This window comes from Streptomyces sp. MMS24-W38 (genome assembly GCF_059889265.1).
The window spans coordinates 4,989,153-5,004,277 of the sequence record NZ_JCBCPP010000001.1; the positions used below are offsets into that span (position 1 = coordinate 4,989,153).

General features: G+C 72.2%; 16 protein-coding genes and 1 riboswitch. Of the genes, 8 read left to right on the forward strand and 8 right to left on the reverse strand.

The window, feature by feature from the left end:
* Positions 1–67: 67 nt before the first annotated feature.
* Positions 68–1,063 carry a 2-hydroxyacid dehydrogenase gene (locus AC6F7H_RS21680; protein WP_500758577.1) on the forward strand — a complete coding sequence of 332 codons (996 nt, stop codon included), beginning with the start codon at positions 68–70 and terminating at the stop codon, positions 1,061–1,063.
* Here AC6F7H_RS21680 and AC6F7H_RS21685 read toward each other — a convergent pair.
* On the reverse strand, positions 1,015–2,958 hold the full coding sequence (locus AC6F7H_RS21685) for an anthranilate synthase family protein (RefSeq protein ID WP_500758578.1): 1,944 nt from the start codon (positions 2,956–2,958) through the stop codon (positions 1,015–1,017). The two genes, AC6F7H_RS21680 and AC6F7H_RS21685, sit on opposite strands and share 49 nt — an antisense overlap.
* 111 nt (positions 2,959–3,069) lie before the next feature.
* On the reverse strand, positions 3,070–3,156 hold the full coding sequence (locus AC6F7H_RS21690) for a trp operon leader peptide (protein WP_500761989.1): 87 nt from the start codon (positions 3,154–3,156) through the stop codon (positions 3,070–3,072).
* A 118-nt stretch (positions 3,157–3,274) separates the two neighbouring features.
* Between AC6F7H_RS21690 and AC6F7H_RS21695 the strand changes: the two genes are divergently transcribed.
* Both AC6F7H_RS21695 and AC6F7H_RS21700 read left to right on the forward strand, forming a co-directional pair.
* The gene (locus AC6F7H_RS21695; RefSeq protein ID WP_500758579.1) at positions 3,275–4,627 is read left to right on the forward strand and encodes a class II 3-deoxy-7-phosphoheptulonate synthase; all 1,353 of its coding nucleotides are present in this window, start codon (positions 3,275–3,277) and stop codon (positions 4,625–4,627) included.
* Between the two features lie 162 nt (positions 4,628–4,789).
* Entirely contained in the window at positions 4,790–5,017 is a 228-nt protein-coding gene (locus AC6F7H_RS21700) for a (2Fe-2S)-binding protein (protein WP_500758580.1), read from the forward strand.
* A gap of 11 nt (positions 5,018–5,028) precedes the next feature.
* Here the strand turns inward: AC6F7H_RS21700 and bfr are convergent, their stop codons facing one another.
* Positions 5,029–5,547: a bacterioferritin gene (bfr, locus tag AC6F7H_RS21705; protein WP_109377894.1), complete on the reverse strand. Its 519-nt coding sequence runs from the start codon at positions 5,545–5,547 to the stop codon at positions 5,029–5,031.
* Between the two features lie 184 nt (positions 5,548–5,731).
* Here bfr and AC6F7H_RS21710 point away from each other — a divergent pair, with 184 nt between their 5' ends.
* Positions 5,732–6,379: a sulfite oxidase-like oxidoreductase gene (locus AC6F7H_RS21710; protein ID WP_500758581.1), complete on the forward strand. Its 648-nt coding sequence runs from the start codon at positions 5,732–5,734 to the stop codon at positions 6,377–6,379.
* A gap of 34 nt (positions 6,380–6,413) precedes the next feature.
* Here AC6F7H_RS21710 and AC6F7H_RS21715 read toward each other — a convergent pair whose 3' ends face one another.
* From AC6F7H_RS21715 to thiO, 5 genes are all read right to left on the reverse strand, one after another.
* Complete coding sequence (locus AC6F7H_RS21715) at positions 6,414–7,298, reverse strand: deoxyribonuclease IV (protein WP_500758582.1); 885 nt, start codon at positions 7,296–7,298, stop codon at positions 6,414–6,416.
* A gap of 48 nt (positions 7,299–7,346) precedes the next feature.
* Positions 7,347–9,263 (reverse strand): Stk1 family PASTA domain-containing Ser/Thr kinase, encoded by a 1,917-nt coding sequence (gene pknB, locus AC6F7H_RS21720; RefSeq protein ID WP_500758583.1) that lies wholly within the window; start codon positions 9,261–9,263, stop codon positions 7,347–7,349.
* A 350-nt stretch (positions 9,264–9,613) separates the two neighbouring features.
* Complete coding sequence (locus tag AC6F7H_RS21725) at positions 9,614–10,408, reverse strand: thiazole synthase (protein WP_363041641.1); 795 nt, start codon at positions 10,406–10,408, stop codon at positions 9,614–9,616.
* A gap of 2 nt (positions 10,409–10,410) precedes the next feature.
* Complete coding sequence (gene thiS / locus AC6F7H_RS21730) at positions 10,411–10,659, reverse strand: sulfur carrier protein ThiS (protein WP_500758584.1); 249 nt, start codon at positions 10,657–10,659, stop codon at positions 10,411–10,413.
* The gene (gene thiO / locus AC6F7H_RS21735) at positions 10,656–11,840 is read right to left on the reverse strand and encodes a glycine oxidase ThiO (RefSeq protein ID WP_500758585.1); all 1,185 of its coding nucleotides are present in this window, start codon (positions 11,838–11,840) and stop codon (positions 10,656–10,658) included. The genes thiS and thiO overlap by 4 nt, the downstream gene beginning before the upstream one ends.
* Positions 11,838–11,949: riboswitch (TPP riboswitch) on the reverse strand. Its footprint overlaps the gene before it by 3 nt.
* Positions 11,950–11,998: 49 nt before the next feature.
* Between thiO and AC6F7H_RS21740 the strand changes: the two genes are divergently transcribed.
* The 4 genes from AC6F7H_RS21740 (at position 11,999) to thiE (ending at position 15,021) form a co-directional block, all read left to right on the forward strand.
* A complete protein-coding gene (locus AC6F7H_RS21740; protein WP_500758586.1) occupies positions 11,999–12,385 on the forward strand; it encodes an avidin-fold protein in 387 nt (128 codons plus the stop codon).
* The gene (locus tag AC6F7H_RS21745; RefSeq protein ID WP_500758587.1) at positions 12,382–13,623 is read left to right on the forward strand and encodes an NAD(P)/FAD-dependent oxidoreductase; all 1,242 of its coding nucleotides are present in this window, start codon (positions 12,382–12,384) and stop codon (positions 13,621–13,623) included. Before AC6F7H_RS21740 ends, AC6F7H_RS21745 begins: the two co-directional genes overlap by 4 nt.
* A 117-nt stretch (positions 13,624–13,740) precedes the next feature.
* Entirely contained in the window at positions 13,741–14,106 is a 366-nt protein-coding gene (locus AC6F7H_RS21750; protein ID WP_109377886.1) for an Rv2175c family DNA-binding protein, read from the forward strand.
* A gap of 216 nt (positions 14,107–14,322) precedes the next feature.
* Positions 14,323–15,021: a thiamine phosphate synthase gene (gene thiE / locus AC6F7H_RS21755; protein WP_500758588.1), complete on the forward strand. Its 699-nt coding sequence runs from the start codon at positions 14,323–14,325 to the stop codon at positions 15,019–15,021.
* The last annotated feature ends 104 nt before the right edge of the window (positions 15,022–15,125 follow it).

Here is a 15,125-nt window from a genome sequence, read left to right on the forward strand (position 1 = left end):
ATTCCTTTCCGGACCCGTATATTCACGCATGCGGCAGCAATCCCGGCACGACCCCCGGAGGGACCCCGTGGAGATCCTCGCGTTCGGTGTGCAGTCCGACGAGAAGCCCATGATCGAACAGGCGTTCCAAGGTCATTACGAGGTACATGGCCTGGACGTCTTCCTCGACGAGGACACCGCCCTCATCGCGACCGGCCACGAGGTGATCTCCACCAGCGTCAACTGCGACCTCGGCGCCGGGGTCCTGGAGAACCTGGCGGCCGGCGGCACCCGGATGATCGCCCAGCGGTCCACCGGCTTCAACAACGTCGACCTGAAGACGGCCGAGCGGCTCGGCCTGACGGTCGCCCGGGTGTCGTACTACTCGCCCCACTCGGTCGCGGAGTTCGCCTGGACCCTCGCCATGGCGGTCAACCGCCGTGTCGTCCGCGCCTCCACCCGCACCCGCGACTTCGACTTCCGCCTCGACGGCCTGATGGGCCGCGACATGCACGGCCGCACCGCCGGCGTCCTCGGCACCGGCAAGATCGGCGAGGCGTTCGCCCGGATCGCGCACGGCTTCGGCATGCGGCTGCTCGGCTGGGACGTCGCCGAGAACCCCGCCTGCCGGGAGCTCGGCATGACCTACGTCCCCAAGGAGCAGCTGCTCGCCGAGTCCGACCTGGTCACCCTGCACGTTCCGCTCGTGCCGGAGACCCACCGGCTGATCGACGGGCCCGCCCTGAGGACGATGCGGGACGACGCGATCCTGGTGAACTCCAGCCGCGGCGGACTCGTCGACACCGCCGCCCTCGTCGCCGAACTGCGCGCGGGCCGCTTCACCGGCGTCGGACTGGACGTGTACGAGGCGGAGGCGGGCCTGTTCTTCCTCGACAAGTCCCTGGAGGCCGTCGAGGACGACACCCTGGCCCGCCTCGTCACCTTCCCCAACGTCCTGGTGACGTCCCACCAGGCGTACTACACCGTGGACGCCGTCAGCCAGATCATCGAGACCACGGTGCGCAACGTCCTCGACTACACCGAGGGCCGCCGCTCGGAGAACGTCCTCGTACCGCGCAGCTGACCCATCAGCTGCGCGACGAGCGCCGCGCCGTTCAGGGTGAGCACCGACTCGGGGTGGAACTGCAGCGAAGCGAAGCCGGGCCCGCGCAGGGCGTGCACCTCGCCGTTCGCCGCGCGGCTCACCTCGATGCCGTGCGCGGCCAGTTCCGCCGCCGCCTCGTCGTCGCACCGGGCGACGAAGCTGTTGTAGAAGCCGACCGTCTCCGGCCGCCCGAACAGGTCGATCTCGGTCTGCGCCCCCTGGTACGGCACCTCCTTGCGGACCGTGTCGAGCCCCAGCTCGGCCGCGATCAGTTCGTGGCCGAGGCAGACGCCGAGGACGCCGTGCCGGTGGTCCCTGATCACCGCGGCGGCCAGGCCGCGCAGGAACCGCATCTTCGCGTCGGCCGGGTCGGACGGGTCACCGGGGCCGGGCCCCAGCACCACGGGCCCCTCGTGCCCGAGCACCGTCTCCCGCAGCCCCGGTTCGTCGTACCGCCGGACGGTGACCGCGAGCCCCGAGGAGCGCAGCACATGCGCGAGCATCGCCGTGAAGGTGTCCTCCCCGTCGACGACCAGGGCGTGTCCCTCCAGCCCCTCCAGCCCCTCCAGCCCTTCCCGTCCCGCCGGCGCGGCCGACGGCTCCCGCATCCGCAGCCAGAACGGGGCCAGCGAGGCCCGCCGCCCGTCCAGCGCCGCCCGCACCCGCGGATCGTCGGCCAGCCGCGGCCGTACGGACTCCTCGCGCGGCCGTCCCGGGCGCACCCCCAGCGCGGCCAGCACCCCGGCCGCCTTCGCATGGGTCTCGGCGACCTCGCCCGCCGGGTCGGAGCCCCGCACCAGCGTGGCGCCGACCTGCACCCGCAGCCGTCCCGCCGCGTCGATGTCGGCGGTGCGGATGAGGATGGGGGAGTCGAGGCTCTGCGCCCCTCCCGCATCCCGGCCGATCAGCGCCAGCGCCCCCGCGTAGTACCCGCGCCCGGCACCGTCCCGCCCGGCGGGCTCGTGCCGTCGGATCACCCGGCAGGCGTTCTGGACCGGCGACCCGGTGACGGTCGCGGCGAACATGGTCTCCTTCAGCACCTCCCGCACGTCCAGCGAGGACCGGCCGCGCAGCTCGTACTCGGTGTGGGCGAGATGCGCCATCTCCTTCAGCCGGGGACCGACCACGACCCCGCCCATGTCACCGACGGTGCACATCATCTTGAGCTCCTCGTCGACGACCATCGACAGCTCCTCGATCTCCTTGCCGTCGGCGAGGAAGTCCAGCAGGTGCTCGGGGGTCGGTCCCCCGGCCGGGTAGCGGTACGTGCCGCTGATCGGGTTCATCACGACGGTCCCGCCGGACGCCCGCACATGTACTTCGGGGCTCGCGCCGACCAGCGTCCGCCCGCCCGCCTCCTGCCCGGTGCACACCACGAACGTCCAGTACGCGCCCCGCTCGCCCTCCAGCAGCCGCCGGAACAGCGCCAGCGCGTCGGCCCGCCCGAACCCGGGGATCTCACCCTCGTAGGTCCGCCGGATCACGAAGTTGGCGCCCTCGCCCCGCCCGATCTCCTCCCGCAGCACCCGCCCGACGATCCCGGCGTACGCGTCGTCGTCGACGTCGAAGCCGCCGCCCTCCACCCGGACGTCGTGCGCGGGCAGCTGTTCCAGGGCGGCGGTGAGCGGGATCTCGTGGCGCTCCTCGGGAGTCAGCACCAGCAGCGGGGTGCCGTCGTCGTGCACGTCGAAGCCGCGCTCCCGGATCTGCCGGAAGGGGACGAGCGCCAGCCCCTCGTCGGGCAGGTCGGCCAGCCGGTCACGGGGGCTGACGGGGCCGAGCAGCAGCTCCACCACGGTGTCGTCGTGGCCGGGGGTGCGGCGGCGCAGCAGGGCGAACGGACGGGGATCGTCCAGCAGGTCGAGCAGGTTCATCGGTCGTGGTCCCTCGGTGACGGAGGGCCGGCCGGGGCGCCGCGCGGGCCGCGAACGCCGAAGGCCGCCCCTCGGGCGGCCTTCGCGGAGTCTTGTGTACGCGCGATGAGGTCAGTGGGCCGCCGGAGAAGCGGTCCACCACCAGTTCTGGGCGGAAGGGTTCTGAACCGAACCGTTCCGGGTCGAAAGCGCGAACATGCGACGCACCCTAGCGCATGTCCTTCACGTGGTCCTCACGTGTCCACGGAGAGCATTCCCCGTCTCATTTGCTGGGCATGGGCCTGGAAGGCGCCATCCCACCCCGTAATGTTGAGGCGTGACCGTGAACGCTAAGACCAGCCCGAGTGCTGGCAACACCTGGCGAGACCTGCCCGCGGCGCAGCAGCCCGAGTACCCCGACACCGAGGCTCTGCGCGCAGTGATCGCGGACCTCGAGTCGTATCCACCGCTCGTCTTCGCGGGCGAGTGTGACCAGCTGCGCGCCCGGATGGCGGCCGTCGCCAAGGGAGAGGCGTTCCTCCTCCAGGGCGGCGACTGCGCCGAGTCCTTCGACGCGGTGTCCGCCGACCACATCAGGGCCAAGCTGAAGACACTGCTCCAGATGGGTGCCGTACTGACGTACGCCGCGTCCGTGCCCGTCGTGAAGGTGGGCCGGATCGCCGGCCAGTACTCCAAGCCGCGCTCCAAGTCGACCGAGACCCGCGACGGCGTGACCCTGCCCACCTACCGCGGCGACTCCGTCAACGGCTTCGACTTCACCGAAGAGGCCCGCGTCCCGGACCCCGAGCGGCTGAAGCGGATGTACAACGCCTCGGCCTCCACGCTGAACCTGGTGCGTGCCTTCACCACCGGCGGCTACGCCGACCTGCGCCAGGTGCACGCCTGGAACCAGGACTTCGTGAAGTCGTCCCCGTCCGGCCAGCGTTACGAGCAGCTCGCCCGCGAGATCGACCAGGCGCTGAACTTCATGCAGGCCTGCGGGGTCGAGCCGGAGGAGTTCAAGACCGTCGAGTTCTTCTCGTCGCACGAGGCGCTGCTGCTGGACTACGAGTCGGCGCTGACCCGCGTGGACTCGCGCACCGGCCGGCTGTACGACGTCTCCGCGCACATGGTGTGGATCGGTGAGCGCACCCGGCAGCTGGACCACGCGCACATCGAGTTCGCCTCGAAGATCCGCAATCCGATCGGCATCAAGCTCGGCCCGACCACCACCGCCGAGGACGCGCTGCAGTACATCGAGCGGCTCGACCCCGAGCGTGAGCCGGGCCGGCTGACCTTCATCGTCCGGATGGGCGCGGACAAGATCCGCGACAGGCTTCCCGAGCTGGTCGAGAAGGTCACCGCCTCCGGTGCCACCGTGGCCTGGGTGACCGACCCGATGCACGGCAACACCTTCGAGGCGGCCTCCGGGCACAAGACCCGCCGCTTCGACGACGTGCTCGACGAGGTGAAGGGCTTCTTCGAGGTCCACAAGGGGCTCGGCACCCACCCGGGCGGCATCCACGTGGAACTCACCGGTGACGACGTCACCGAGTGCGTGGGCGGTGGCGACGAGATCTTCGTCGACGATCTGCACCAGCGCTACGAGACCGCCTGCGACCCCCGGCTGAACCGCAGCCAGTCGCTGGACCTGGCGTTCCTCGTCGCCGAGATGTACCGGGACCAGTAACACCGCTCACCTGCCGAAACGGCGAGGGGTGGGGCACGGATCACACAGGATCGGCGCCCCACCCCACTTTTGTGCCACCCGGACGGCAGGTAAGGTTAGGTTAGCCTCACCGATCAGGGGTCGGTACGGCACGACCCAGCACTACCTCGGGAGGAGGACCGCGTGTTCGTCTGCAGCTGCTTCGGAGTGACCGAGGAACAGGTGAGGAGTCACGCGGACGCCGGGGCCTGCACTCCCCGGCAGATCGCCTCCGCCTGCAAGGCGGGCACCGACTGCGGCGGCTGCGTGCGACGCATCCAGGCGCTGCTCGGGCGTGGCGCCTGCCCCCGTCGGCAGCAGGCCGGCCAGGGCCGGCCGCCCCTCACGGCGGAGCTTCCCGAAGCCGCGTAGGCCCGGTCGTCCTAGTGGGTCGAGAACCCGCTCGTCCCCGGGCCCGAGGAGTCCGGCTGCGACTGCTCGATCACCGTCGACAGGTACAGCGCCTCGCCCAGCTTCTCGATGAGCTCCAGCTGGGTGTCCAGGTAGTCGATGTGGTGCTCCTCGTCGGCGAGGATCGCCTCGAAGATGTTGGCGGACGTGATGTCGTTCTTGTTGCGCATGACCTCCACGCCGCGGCGCAGGCGGTCGATGGCCTCGACCTCGATCTGCCGGTCGGCCTGGAACATCTCCGTCACCGTCTGCCCGACCTGGACGTGGAAGAGCCGCTGGTAGTTGGGCAGGCCGTCGAGCAGCAGGATGCGGTCGGTGAGGACCTCCGCGTGCCGCATCTCGTCGAAGGACTCCGCGCGCGTGTACTCGGCGAGCTTGGTCCAGCCTTTGTGGTCCTGCAGCTTCGAGTGCAGGAAGTACTGGTTGATCGCGGTCAGCTCGGCGGTCAGCTGCTCGTTGAGGAATTCGATGACCTCGGGATCGCCCTGCATCGCAGCGGCTCCTTCCACACGGATGAACGGGCCAGATGCGCCGCATGATTCCATCGGCTGAGAAGATCGTCCAGTAAGTACATGCTTACTGAGTAAGGGTGCACTCGCGGTTATTTGGCGGATATTGTCCGACTTCATTGGGCCCCGGTCCGATGCGTCGCACCGGGTCTGTCAGGATGGAAGCATGGGTCAGCCGGCGGAACGCGAATCGGGGGAGCGCACAGCAGAGGGAGCGGCGCGGTTCGAGCTTCCGCCGGGGCAGCGACTGCAGAAGGGCTGGCCGGTCACGCACTACGGGCCCGTCCCCAGGTTCCGGCCCGAGCGCTGGGAGTTCAGGGTGTTCGGCGCCACCGCCGACGGCGACAAGCACTGCTGGAACCACGAGGAGTTCACGTCCCTGCCGTACCGCAGCGTCGTGGCCGACCTGCACTGTGTCACGAAGTTCAGCATGCTCGGCGCCGAATGGGGCGGGATTCCGGCCCGTACCCTCCTGGAGCTCGCCCCGCCCGCGCCCGACGTCACCCATGTGATGGTGTGGGCCGAGTACGGATACAGCTCCAACCTGCGGCTGGCGGACTTCTCGTCCGAGCGGGCCCTCTTCGCCACGCACAAGGACGGCGAACTGCTGACCGCCGAGCACGGGTTTCCGCTCCGTCTGATCGTCCCCCACCTCTACGCCTGGAAGGGGCCGAAGTGGGTCCGCGGCGTGGAGTACATGACCGCCGACCGCCGCGGCTTCTGGGAGGAGCGCGGCTATCACAACATCGGCGACCCCTGGAAGGAACAGCGCTACTCCTACCAGGAAGAGCCCGGGGACGGCCCCGAACTCTGAGCGGGGCCGGGCTCCCGGACCCCTGAACTGCGGATCAGTGGTCCTGATCCCGGAGTTTCTTCAGCCGCTCCACGTCCGCCGCATGCCCCTCCTTGCCGCCGGGGGTCTCGATGACCAGGGGCACGCCCTCGGTCGCCGGGTGCGTCATCAGCGCGCGGAACGGGTCCTCGCCTATGTGGCCTGCGCCGATGTTCGCGTGACGGTCCTTGTGCGCGCCGACCACGTCCATGGAGTCATTGGCGTGGATGAGCTTCAGCCGCCCCTCGCCGACCGTGTCCACCAGCAGATCCAGTGTCCGGTGCATCCCGCTCGGCCCGGTCAGGTCGTGGCCGGCCGCGAAGACATGGCAGGTGTCCAGGCAGACACCCAGCTTCGGATGGGCGTCCAGCACCTCGAAGTACGGACCGAAGTCCCGAATCAGGGAGCACAGGGAGGAGCCCTGGCCGGCCGTCGACTCCAGCAGCAGGAACGGGTCGTCGTCGTGGGTGAGCTCGTCGAGCAGCGGCAGCAGGTGCTCCCGTACCTGCCTCAGCGCCACCGGCCGCTCCCGTCCGCCGGTCGCGCTGCCGGTGTGCACCACCACACCCAGCGCCCCGATCTCGCGCCCGCGCCGCAGCGAGTGGCGCAGCGACTCGGCGGACCGTTCGACGGTCGCCTCGGTGTGGGACCCGAAGTTGATCAGGTACGGAGCGTGCACGTACGCCGGGATCGACCCGGCCGCACACGCCTCGCGGAACGCCGCGTCCTGCTTCGGGTTGCCGGTCGGCGTCGCCCAGCCGCGCGGGTTGGCGACGAAGACCTGCACGGCCTCCGCGCGCAGCTCACGGGCGTAGGACAGGCCGACGGAGTGCAGACCGCCGGCCACGGGGACATGGCCGCCGACCGGGTTGCGGGCGGGGCCGGACAGGTGACTCTTCACCCTTCCAGGGTGTCATGCCCCGGGGCGCCGAAGCCCCTGAGCCCCACGTCAGCGGATCTTGAGGGTGATCGTCGAGCCCTTGGGCGCGGTGTCCCCGCCGGACACGGACTGGGCCTTGACGGTGTCGCCGAACAGACCGAGCAGCCCGCGGTCCTCCTTGACCCGGAACCCGGCACCCTCCAGCTTCCCGGTGGCCTCGTCCACGCTGTCGCCGACCACGTCCGGGACCGGGACCATCTCGGGCCCCTTGGACAGCGTCAGTGTCACGCTGTCCCCCTCGGCGGCCTCACGGCCGGCCTCCGGGCTCTGCCGGGCCACCCGGCCCGCGTCGTGCTCGGAGGTGACCCGCTCGGCGGCGATGCTCACCTTGAGGCCGGCCTCCTCCAGCTCGGCGCGCGCGTCGTCCAGGTCCTGGCCGATCACCTCGGGGACGTCCACCGGGCTGCCCTTGCTCACGGTGAGCGCCACCGCCGAGCCCGCACGGACCTGCGTGCCCTTGCCCGGCCCGGTGGAGACCACGAAGCCCTTGGCCACGTCCTCGCTGAACTCCCGGGTGACCATGCCCGGTTCCAGGCCCGCGTCCTCCAGCACGGACCGCGCCTTGTCCAGCCGGTAGCCGTCGACATCGGGCACCCGCACGGTCTGCGGCCCCTTGGACAGGGTGAGCGAGACCGAGTCGGTGCCGCGGATACGAGCACCCGCCTTGGGATCCGTGCTGATCACCGTGCCCCGCTCCACGGTGTCGCTGTACGCCTCCTCGACCCGGCCGACGCCCAGCCCGGCGTCCGCCAGCCGCTCCCGGGCCTCCTTCTCGGTCTTCGCCAGCAGCGGCGGGACCTGCGTGAACTGGCCGGAGTTGATGTACCACACGCCTGCCCCGGCGCCCAGTACCAGCAGCACGGCGACGACGACCGCCATCGGGCCGCGCCGCAGCAGCGACACACCGCGCTGGGGCGGCGGCGCCGGGGACTGGAGGCGGCTGGTGCGGCGGTCCTCGTCGACGGGCAGGGGGCGGGGCACTGTCAGTGCGCGCGGGATGACGCTCGTACGGTTCTCCGCGCCCCGGGCGTGCTGTTCCTCCGGCGTCAGCGCCTGCGGCGGCATCGCGTCCAGCTGCTCGTCGTCGAGCCCGCCGCGCGCCTCGCGGACCTGTGCGAGGAGCGCCACCGCGTCGTACGGGCGGACCTCCGGGGTGCGCGCGGTCGCCGAGGCGACCAGTTCGTCCAGCGCGTACGCCATGCCGGGTACGGCGGCCGACGGCGGCGGCACGTCGTCGTGCAGGTGCTTGTAGAGCACGATCGCGGGGGAGTCGCCGTCGTGCGGCTTCTCACCGGTCAGCATCTCGTACAGCAGGATGCCGCACGCGTACACGTCCACGCGGGGGTCGGCGCTGCCGCTCTCGATCTGCTCCGGCGCCAGGTACGAGACCGTGCCCAGCACGGTGCCGGTGGTGTTCGTCACCGTGTCCACGGCCCGGACCAGCCCGAAGTCGGCGACCTTGACCCGGCCGTCGTCCCCTATCAGCACGTTCTCCGGCTTCATGTCCCGGTGCACGAACCCGGCCCGGTGCGCGGCGCCGAGCGCGGCCAGCATCGGCTCCAGGATGTCCAGCGCGGCCCGCGGCTGCAGCGCACCGCGCTCGCGCAGCACGTCACGCAGGGTGCAGCCGGCGATGTACTCCATCGCCAGGTAGACGTACGCCCCGTCGGTGCCCTGGTCGAAGACCTGGACCACGTTCGGATGGGCCAACCGGGCGACCGACTTCGCCTCGCGGATGAACCGCTCGACGAAGGAGCCGTCGGCGGCGAGCGCCGGGTGCATCACCTTGAGCGCGAGCACACGGTCCAGGCGGGTGTCCACGGCCCGGTAGACCGTGGCCATCCCGCCGACCGCGATCCGCGCCTCGACGCGGTACCGGCCGTCGAGCAGCTGCCCGACCAGAGGGTCCTGAAGGGTCGTGTCCACGCTGGGAGTCTACGAGGAGCCGCCGACGGAGCCGGCCGGTTCGGTCCGGAACGGTCCCGGATCGGGGCGCGACTGCAGCCGACCTGTGACGCACCCCACGAAGGGACGCCCCACGACCACCGACGGTGCCTGCCCCCACGACCGCCGACGGCGCCGGCCCCCGCAGCCGCTGACGGTGCCGGGTGCCTCGCGACCACCGACGGTGCCTGCCCCCACGACCGCCGACGGCGCCGGCCCCCGCAGCCGCTGACGGTGCCGGGTGCCTCGCGACCACCGACGGTGCCTGCCCCATGAGGAGCCTTCACCTCTCGACCGACTGGAAACGGGCGGTGCGCGGGTGGGAGGACCCCTCAGAACGCCGGCCGCTCCGGATCCAGCACGGCAAGCCCCTCCGCAGGAGAGGACGCCTCGGCGAAGTGCCGCCGAGGGATCCGCCCCGCCCGCCGCGCCAGCCGCCCCGCCTCGACCGCGCTCCGCATGGCGGCGGCCATCAGCACCGGCTCCTGCGCCCGCGTCACCGCCGAGGCGAGCATCACGCCCGCGCAGCCCAGTTCCATCGCCAGTGCCGCGTCCGACGCCGTACCGGCACCCGCGTCCAGGATCACCGGCACGCGCGCGTGCTGCGTGATCAGCTCGAAGTTGTGCGGGTTGCGGATGCCGAGCCCCGACCCGATCGGCGAACCGAGCGGCATGACCGCCGCACAGCCGGCGTCCTCCAGCTTCCGCGCCAGCACGGGATCGTCGTTGGTGTACGGCAGCACCGTGAACCCGTCGTCGACCAGGGTCTCGGCCGCCTCCAGCAGTTCGACGGGGTCCGGCAGCAGGGTGCGCTCGTCGGCGATGACCTCCAGCTTGACCAGGTCGGTGCCGAGTGCCTCCCGTGCGAGACGGGCGGTGAGCACCGCCTCCCCGGCGGTGAAACAGCCGGCCGTGTTCGGCAGCACCCGGATGCCCAGCCTGTCCAGCACCGAGAGTACCGAGCCGTGCACCGAGGGGTTCACCCGCCGCATCGCGACGGTCGTCAGCTCGGTCCCGGACGCCACCAGCGCCCGCTCCAGCACCTCGAGGCTGGGAGCCCCGCCGGTGCCCATGATCAGACGGGACGTGAAGGACGTACCGCCGAGGACGAACGGATCGTCGGCCATGATCAGCCTCCCTGCACGGCGGTCAGGACTTCCACCCGGTCCCCCTCGGCGAGGGGCGTGAGCGGCCACTGCGCGCGCGGGACGACCGTTTCGTTGAGGGCGGCGGCCACCCCGGAGTGCGCCTCGGTGAGCGTGCCGACCAGCGCATCGAGCGCCGTGCCGGGAGCCACCTCGCGAGGCTCCCCGTTGACCGAGACCATGACCGGGGCGTGCGCGGGAGCGTTCGTCGACGTGTCCACAGGAGTGTTCATACGGGCTGCTCCGTGAGTGCGGCGGCGGTCGCGGTGAACCGCCGGGGAGTGAAGGGGCGGGCCTCCGCCGGGAGTTCACCGGTGGCCAGGAACTCCGCCAGGGCGTCGCCGGTGACCGGAGTGAGCAGCACGCCGTTGCGGTGGTGCCCGGTCGCCAGGACCAGCCCCTCGAGCCCGGACGGGCCGAGCAGGGGCGCGTTGTCGGGGGTGCCGGGGCGCAGCCCGGCCCGGGTCTCGGTGAGCGGCAGCTCGGTGATGCCGGGGACCAGTTCGTGGGCGTCGCGCAGCAGTTCGTACACCCCGCCCGCGGTGACGGTCGTGTCCCAGCCCTGCTCCTCGCTGGTCGCCCCGATCACCAGCTCCCCGTTCTCGCGCGGCACCAGGTACACCTGGCTGCCCCGCACCACCGCACGCACCGTCCGGCTCAGGAACGGACCGAACCGGTCGGGCATCGCCAGCCGGAGCACCTGCCCCTTCACGGGACGCACGGGAGGCCGCAGGTCCGCGGGGACGCCCGCGAGCCGTCCGCTGAGACTGCCTCCGGCCAGCACCACCTGCCCGGCGGCCAGCCCGGTGCCGTCGGCGGTGACCACGCCCGCGGCCCGCTCCCCGGAGACGGTGAGCCGGTCGGCCCACGCGCGGTGCAGGACCACGCCCGCCCGCTCGCAGGCGGTCACCAGCGCCGCCGCCAGCCGCCGGGGGTCGATCTGGTGGTCGCCGTCCACCCGCAGCCCGCCGCGCACACCGGGGGCGAGCATCGGCTCCAGGCGCCGGCACTCCCGCCCCGACAGCCACTGTGCGTCGAGCCCCGACTGCTGTTGCAGTGCGTGCAGTTCGCGCAGATGGGCGCGGTCGTCGGCGTCCAGCGCGACCGCGAGGGTGCCGCACCGGCGGTAGCCGAGATCGTGGCCGGTGGCCTCGGTGAGCTCGGCCGCGAAGTCGGGGTAGCGGAGCGCGGAGGCGAGGTTCAGGCCGAGCAGGGTCTGCTCGCCGTAGTGCAGTTCCGTGACGGCGGCCAGCATCCCGGCGGCCACCTGGGCGGCGCCGCCGCCCGGCTCGGGGTCCAGCACGGTGGTGGCCAGCCCGCGCTGCGCGGACCGCCAGGCCGTGACCAGACCGATGACGCCGCCCCCGACGACGAGGACGTCGGGGGAGCGCTGCGAGGTGTGTGTGGGCGACATGGGCGTCCAGCCCCTCCCTTCGCCGGCATGACCCGGATCAGGTGCATACGGTCGGAGGCCGCCAGCCTCCCTCTCAGCCCGGTGCGTCCGGGCTCCCGCGAGTGTCTTACGTTGGCCACCCTAGCCTCCGGATCAACGAACGTGTAGGGAGCCTTCGCATGGCTGGTTCGCTCGACGGTCTCGTCCTCGCCCCCGTCGCCGACCAGGCGCCGGGCCAGGTCGGCACCCGCACCCGGTTCGCGTACCACGAGCGGGACGGCGGGATCTGGGCCGAGTACGCGGGTGGTGACGTCGTCCGCGGGTACCTGGTGGGCACCCGGGAGGGGGACCGGCTGGACTTCCGGTACGTGCAGCTCAAGCAGGACGGCAGCACGTCCTCGGGGCACTGTGTGTCGACGGTCGTGGAGCTGCCTGACGGGCGGGTGCGGCTGGAGGAGGCCTGGGAGTGGGAGTCGCAGCCGGGCAGCGGGACCAGTGTCGTGGAGCAGCTCACGGGATCCGGAGACCGACTGACCGATGGTCAGGCGTCTATGGTGATCAGGTGAGCGAGCAGACACAGGAACGGGGACCGTCCGAGCCGCGGCGCGTGGTGGTGACGGGGGCCGGAATGGCCGGCGTGCAGACCGCCGTCGCCCTCCGGGAACAGGGATTCACCGGCACCGTGACGCTGCTCGGCGCCGAACCCCACCAGCCGTACGACCGGCCTCCCCTGTCCAAGGCGGTGCTGCTCGGCAAGGCGGAGGGCTCCGCCTTCGACGTCGACTTCGAGGCGCTCGGCATCGAACTGCGGCTCGGCTGCGAGGTGCTCGGGCTGCGTCCCGCCGACCACGAACTGGACACGGAGGCCGGGCCGGTCCCCTACGACGTCCTGGTCGTCGCGACCGGTGCCGAACCGGTCCGGCTGCCGGGCGCGGACGGGGTCCCGGGCGTCCATCTGCTGCGCACCCTGGACGACGTCGAACGGCTGCGGCCGGTGCTCGCGGGCCGCCAGGACATCGTGGTCGTCGGCGCCGGCTGGATCGGCGCGGAGTTCGCCACGGCGGCGCGCGAGGCGGGCTGCGCGGTCACCGTCGTGGAGGCGGCCGACCGGCCGTTGGCCGAGGCGCTGCCCGCCGAGGTGGCCGCCCCGATGACCGCCTGGTACGGCGACGCGGGGGCGGTGCTGCGCACGCACGCGCGCGTGGCGCGCGTCGAGCCCGGCGCAGTGGTGCTGGACGACGGCTCGCGACTGTCCGCGGGCGCCGTCGTCGTCGGGATCGGGGCCCGCCCCGCCACCGCCTGGCTGGCCGGCTCCGGGGTCGAACTCGGCGAGCGCGGTGACGTGGTCGCCGACCCGCACCTGATGACCTCCGTCCCGGACGTGTACGCGGTCGGCGACTGCGCGTCCTTCGCCTCGGGGCGGTACGGCGAACGCCTGCTGGTGCACCACTGGGACAACGCCCTGCAGGGCCCGCGCACGGTCGCGGCGAACATCCTCGGGGCGGCCACCGGCGAACCTCCGGCGGTGTACGACCCGGTGCCGTACTTCTGGTCCGAGCAGTTCGGCCGCTTCGTCCAGTACGCCGGGTATCACGCGGACGCCGACCGGACGGTGTGGCGCGGGGACGCCGACGGGCCGGCCTGGACGGTCTGCTGGCTCCGCGCGTCCCGGCTGGTCGCGCTGCTCGCGGTGGGCCGCCCCCGCGACCTGGCCCAGGGGCGCCGGCTGATCGAGGCGGGCACGGTGCTGGACGCGGAGCTGCTGGCCGACCCGGCGAGGCCGCTGAAGTCGGCGAAGGGATGAACCCCGGCCTCCCGGTGTCCGTCCGACCGACACGTCCGTGCAAGGTGATCCGCCGGACGGACCCCCGGCGGAGGGGCTCGGCTTCCGACTGTCAGTGCCAGATGGCACGCTTGTCCCGTGACCGAGATTGACGCAAAGATCGATGCTCTCGTCCCCGCCTGGCTCACCCTGCCCGACATCGCCGAGATGCTCGGCGTCGAGGTGACGCGCGTCCGGCAGCTGGTCAAGGAGGGCCAGCTCATCGCCGTACGCCGAGGTGAGAACCGCGCACTGCACGTCCCCGCCGCCTTCATCGACGAGGACAAGGTCGTCAAGGGCCTCTCCGGCACCCTGACGCTCCTGCGGGACGACGGTTTCACGGACGAAGAGATGCTGGAATGGCTCTTCACCCCCGACGAGAGCCTGCCGGGCACGCCCGCGCAGGCGCTGAGCGAGAACCGCGGCACGGAGGTGAAGCGCCGCGCCCAGGCGCTCGCCGTCTGAGCCCGCGACGAAACACCCGGACCCGGGCCCGGACCCGCATCGGGGCGGGAACCCGCATCCGGCTGTGAACCGTCGCCCGGCGCCGCTGTCCCAGGGCGCCGGGCCCGGGCCCGCGACCGTCCGGCACCCCGTGCCGGAGTCCGCCGTGGGCCGCGCTCCACCCGGCCCCGGGTCCGCCCCGGTCCGGCCGCCACCGACACACGGGGGGACACCCGCATGCCAGTTACTGCCGCAGGCACTGCCACAAGCACTGCCGCAAGCACCGCCGCGCGCGCCCGGCTCTCCGACGCCCTGGTCTATCTCTGCACCGACGCCCGCAAGAGGCAGGGCGATCTCGCGGAGTTCCTGGACGCGGTCCTGGCCGGCGGCGTCGACATCGTGCAGCTGAGGGACAAGGGCATGGAGGCCGGCGAGGAGCTGGAGCACCTGGGGGTCCTCGCGGACGCCTGCGCCCGGCACGGCAGGCTGCTCGCGGTGAACGACCGCGCGGACGTCGCCCACGCCGCCGGCGCCGACGTACTGCACCTCGGCCAGGGCGACCTTCCCGTCCCCGCGGCCCGAGCCGTCCTCGGCGAGGACGTCCTGATCGGCCGCTCCACGCACGCCGAGTCCGAGGCGGCCGCGGCGGCCGTGCAGGAGGGCGTGGACTACTTCTGCACCGGCCCCTGCTGGCCCACCCCCACCAAGCCCGGCCGCCACGCCCCCGGCCTCGACCTGGTCCGGTACGCCGCCGCCCTCGGCACCGACCGCCCCTGGTTCGCCATCGGCGGCATCGACCTCGGCAACCTCGACGAGGTGCTGGAGGCCGGAGCCCGCCGGGTCGTCGTCGTACGGGCCATCACCGAGGCGGACGACCCGGGCGCGGCGGCGGCCGAGTTCGCGAAGCGGCTGCGGGCGGCGTCCGGCGCCCGGTGACCGGGTTCGTCTCAGGTTTGTCCAAAGGGTGGACAAGAAAGCGGCTAATCGGGCAAATAACCCTCATTCGGTTGGGGGGTCGCCGTCCCCTGGCTAACCTGCCG

Coding starts and splice junctions, on each gene's coding strand:
- thiO (WP_500758585.1), bottom strand. CDS start 11,840: ATGTCGCCCACACACACCTCGCAGCGCTCCCCCGACGTCCTCGTCGTC.
- thiS (WP_500758584.1), bottom strand. CDS start 10,659: ATGAACACTCCTGTGGACACGTCGACGAACGCTCCCGCGCACGCCCCG.
- AC6F7H_RS21710 (WP_500758581.1), top strand. CDS start 5,732: ATGGGTCAGCCGGCGGAACGCGAATCGGGGGAGCGCACAGCAGAGGGA.
- bfr (WP_109377894.1), bottom strand. CDS start 5,547: ATGCAGGGCGATCCCGAGGTCATCGAATTCCTCAACGAGCAGCTGACC.
- AC6F7H_RS21690 (WP_500761989.1), bottom strand. CDS start 3,156: ATGTTCGCGCTTTCGACCCGGAACGGTTCGGTTCAGAACCCTTCCGCC.
- AC6F7H_RS21685 (WP_500758578.1), bottom strand. CDS start 2,958: ATGAACCTGCTCGACCTGCTGGACGATCCCCGTCCGTTCGCCCTGCTG.
- AC6F7H_RS21740 (WP_500758586.1), top strand. CDS start 11,999: ATGGCTGGTTCGCTCGACGGTCTCGTCCTCGCCCCCGTCGCCGACCAG.
- thiE (WP_500758588.1), top strand. CDS start 14,323: ATGCCAGTTACTGCCGCAGGCACTGCCACAAGCACTGCCGCAAGCACC.
- AC6F7H_RS21725 (WP_363041641.1), bottom strand. CDS start 10,408: ATGGCCGACGATCCGTTCGTCCTCGGCGGTACGTCCTTCACGTCCCGT.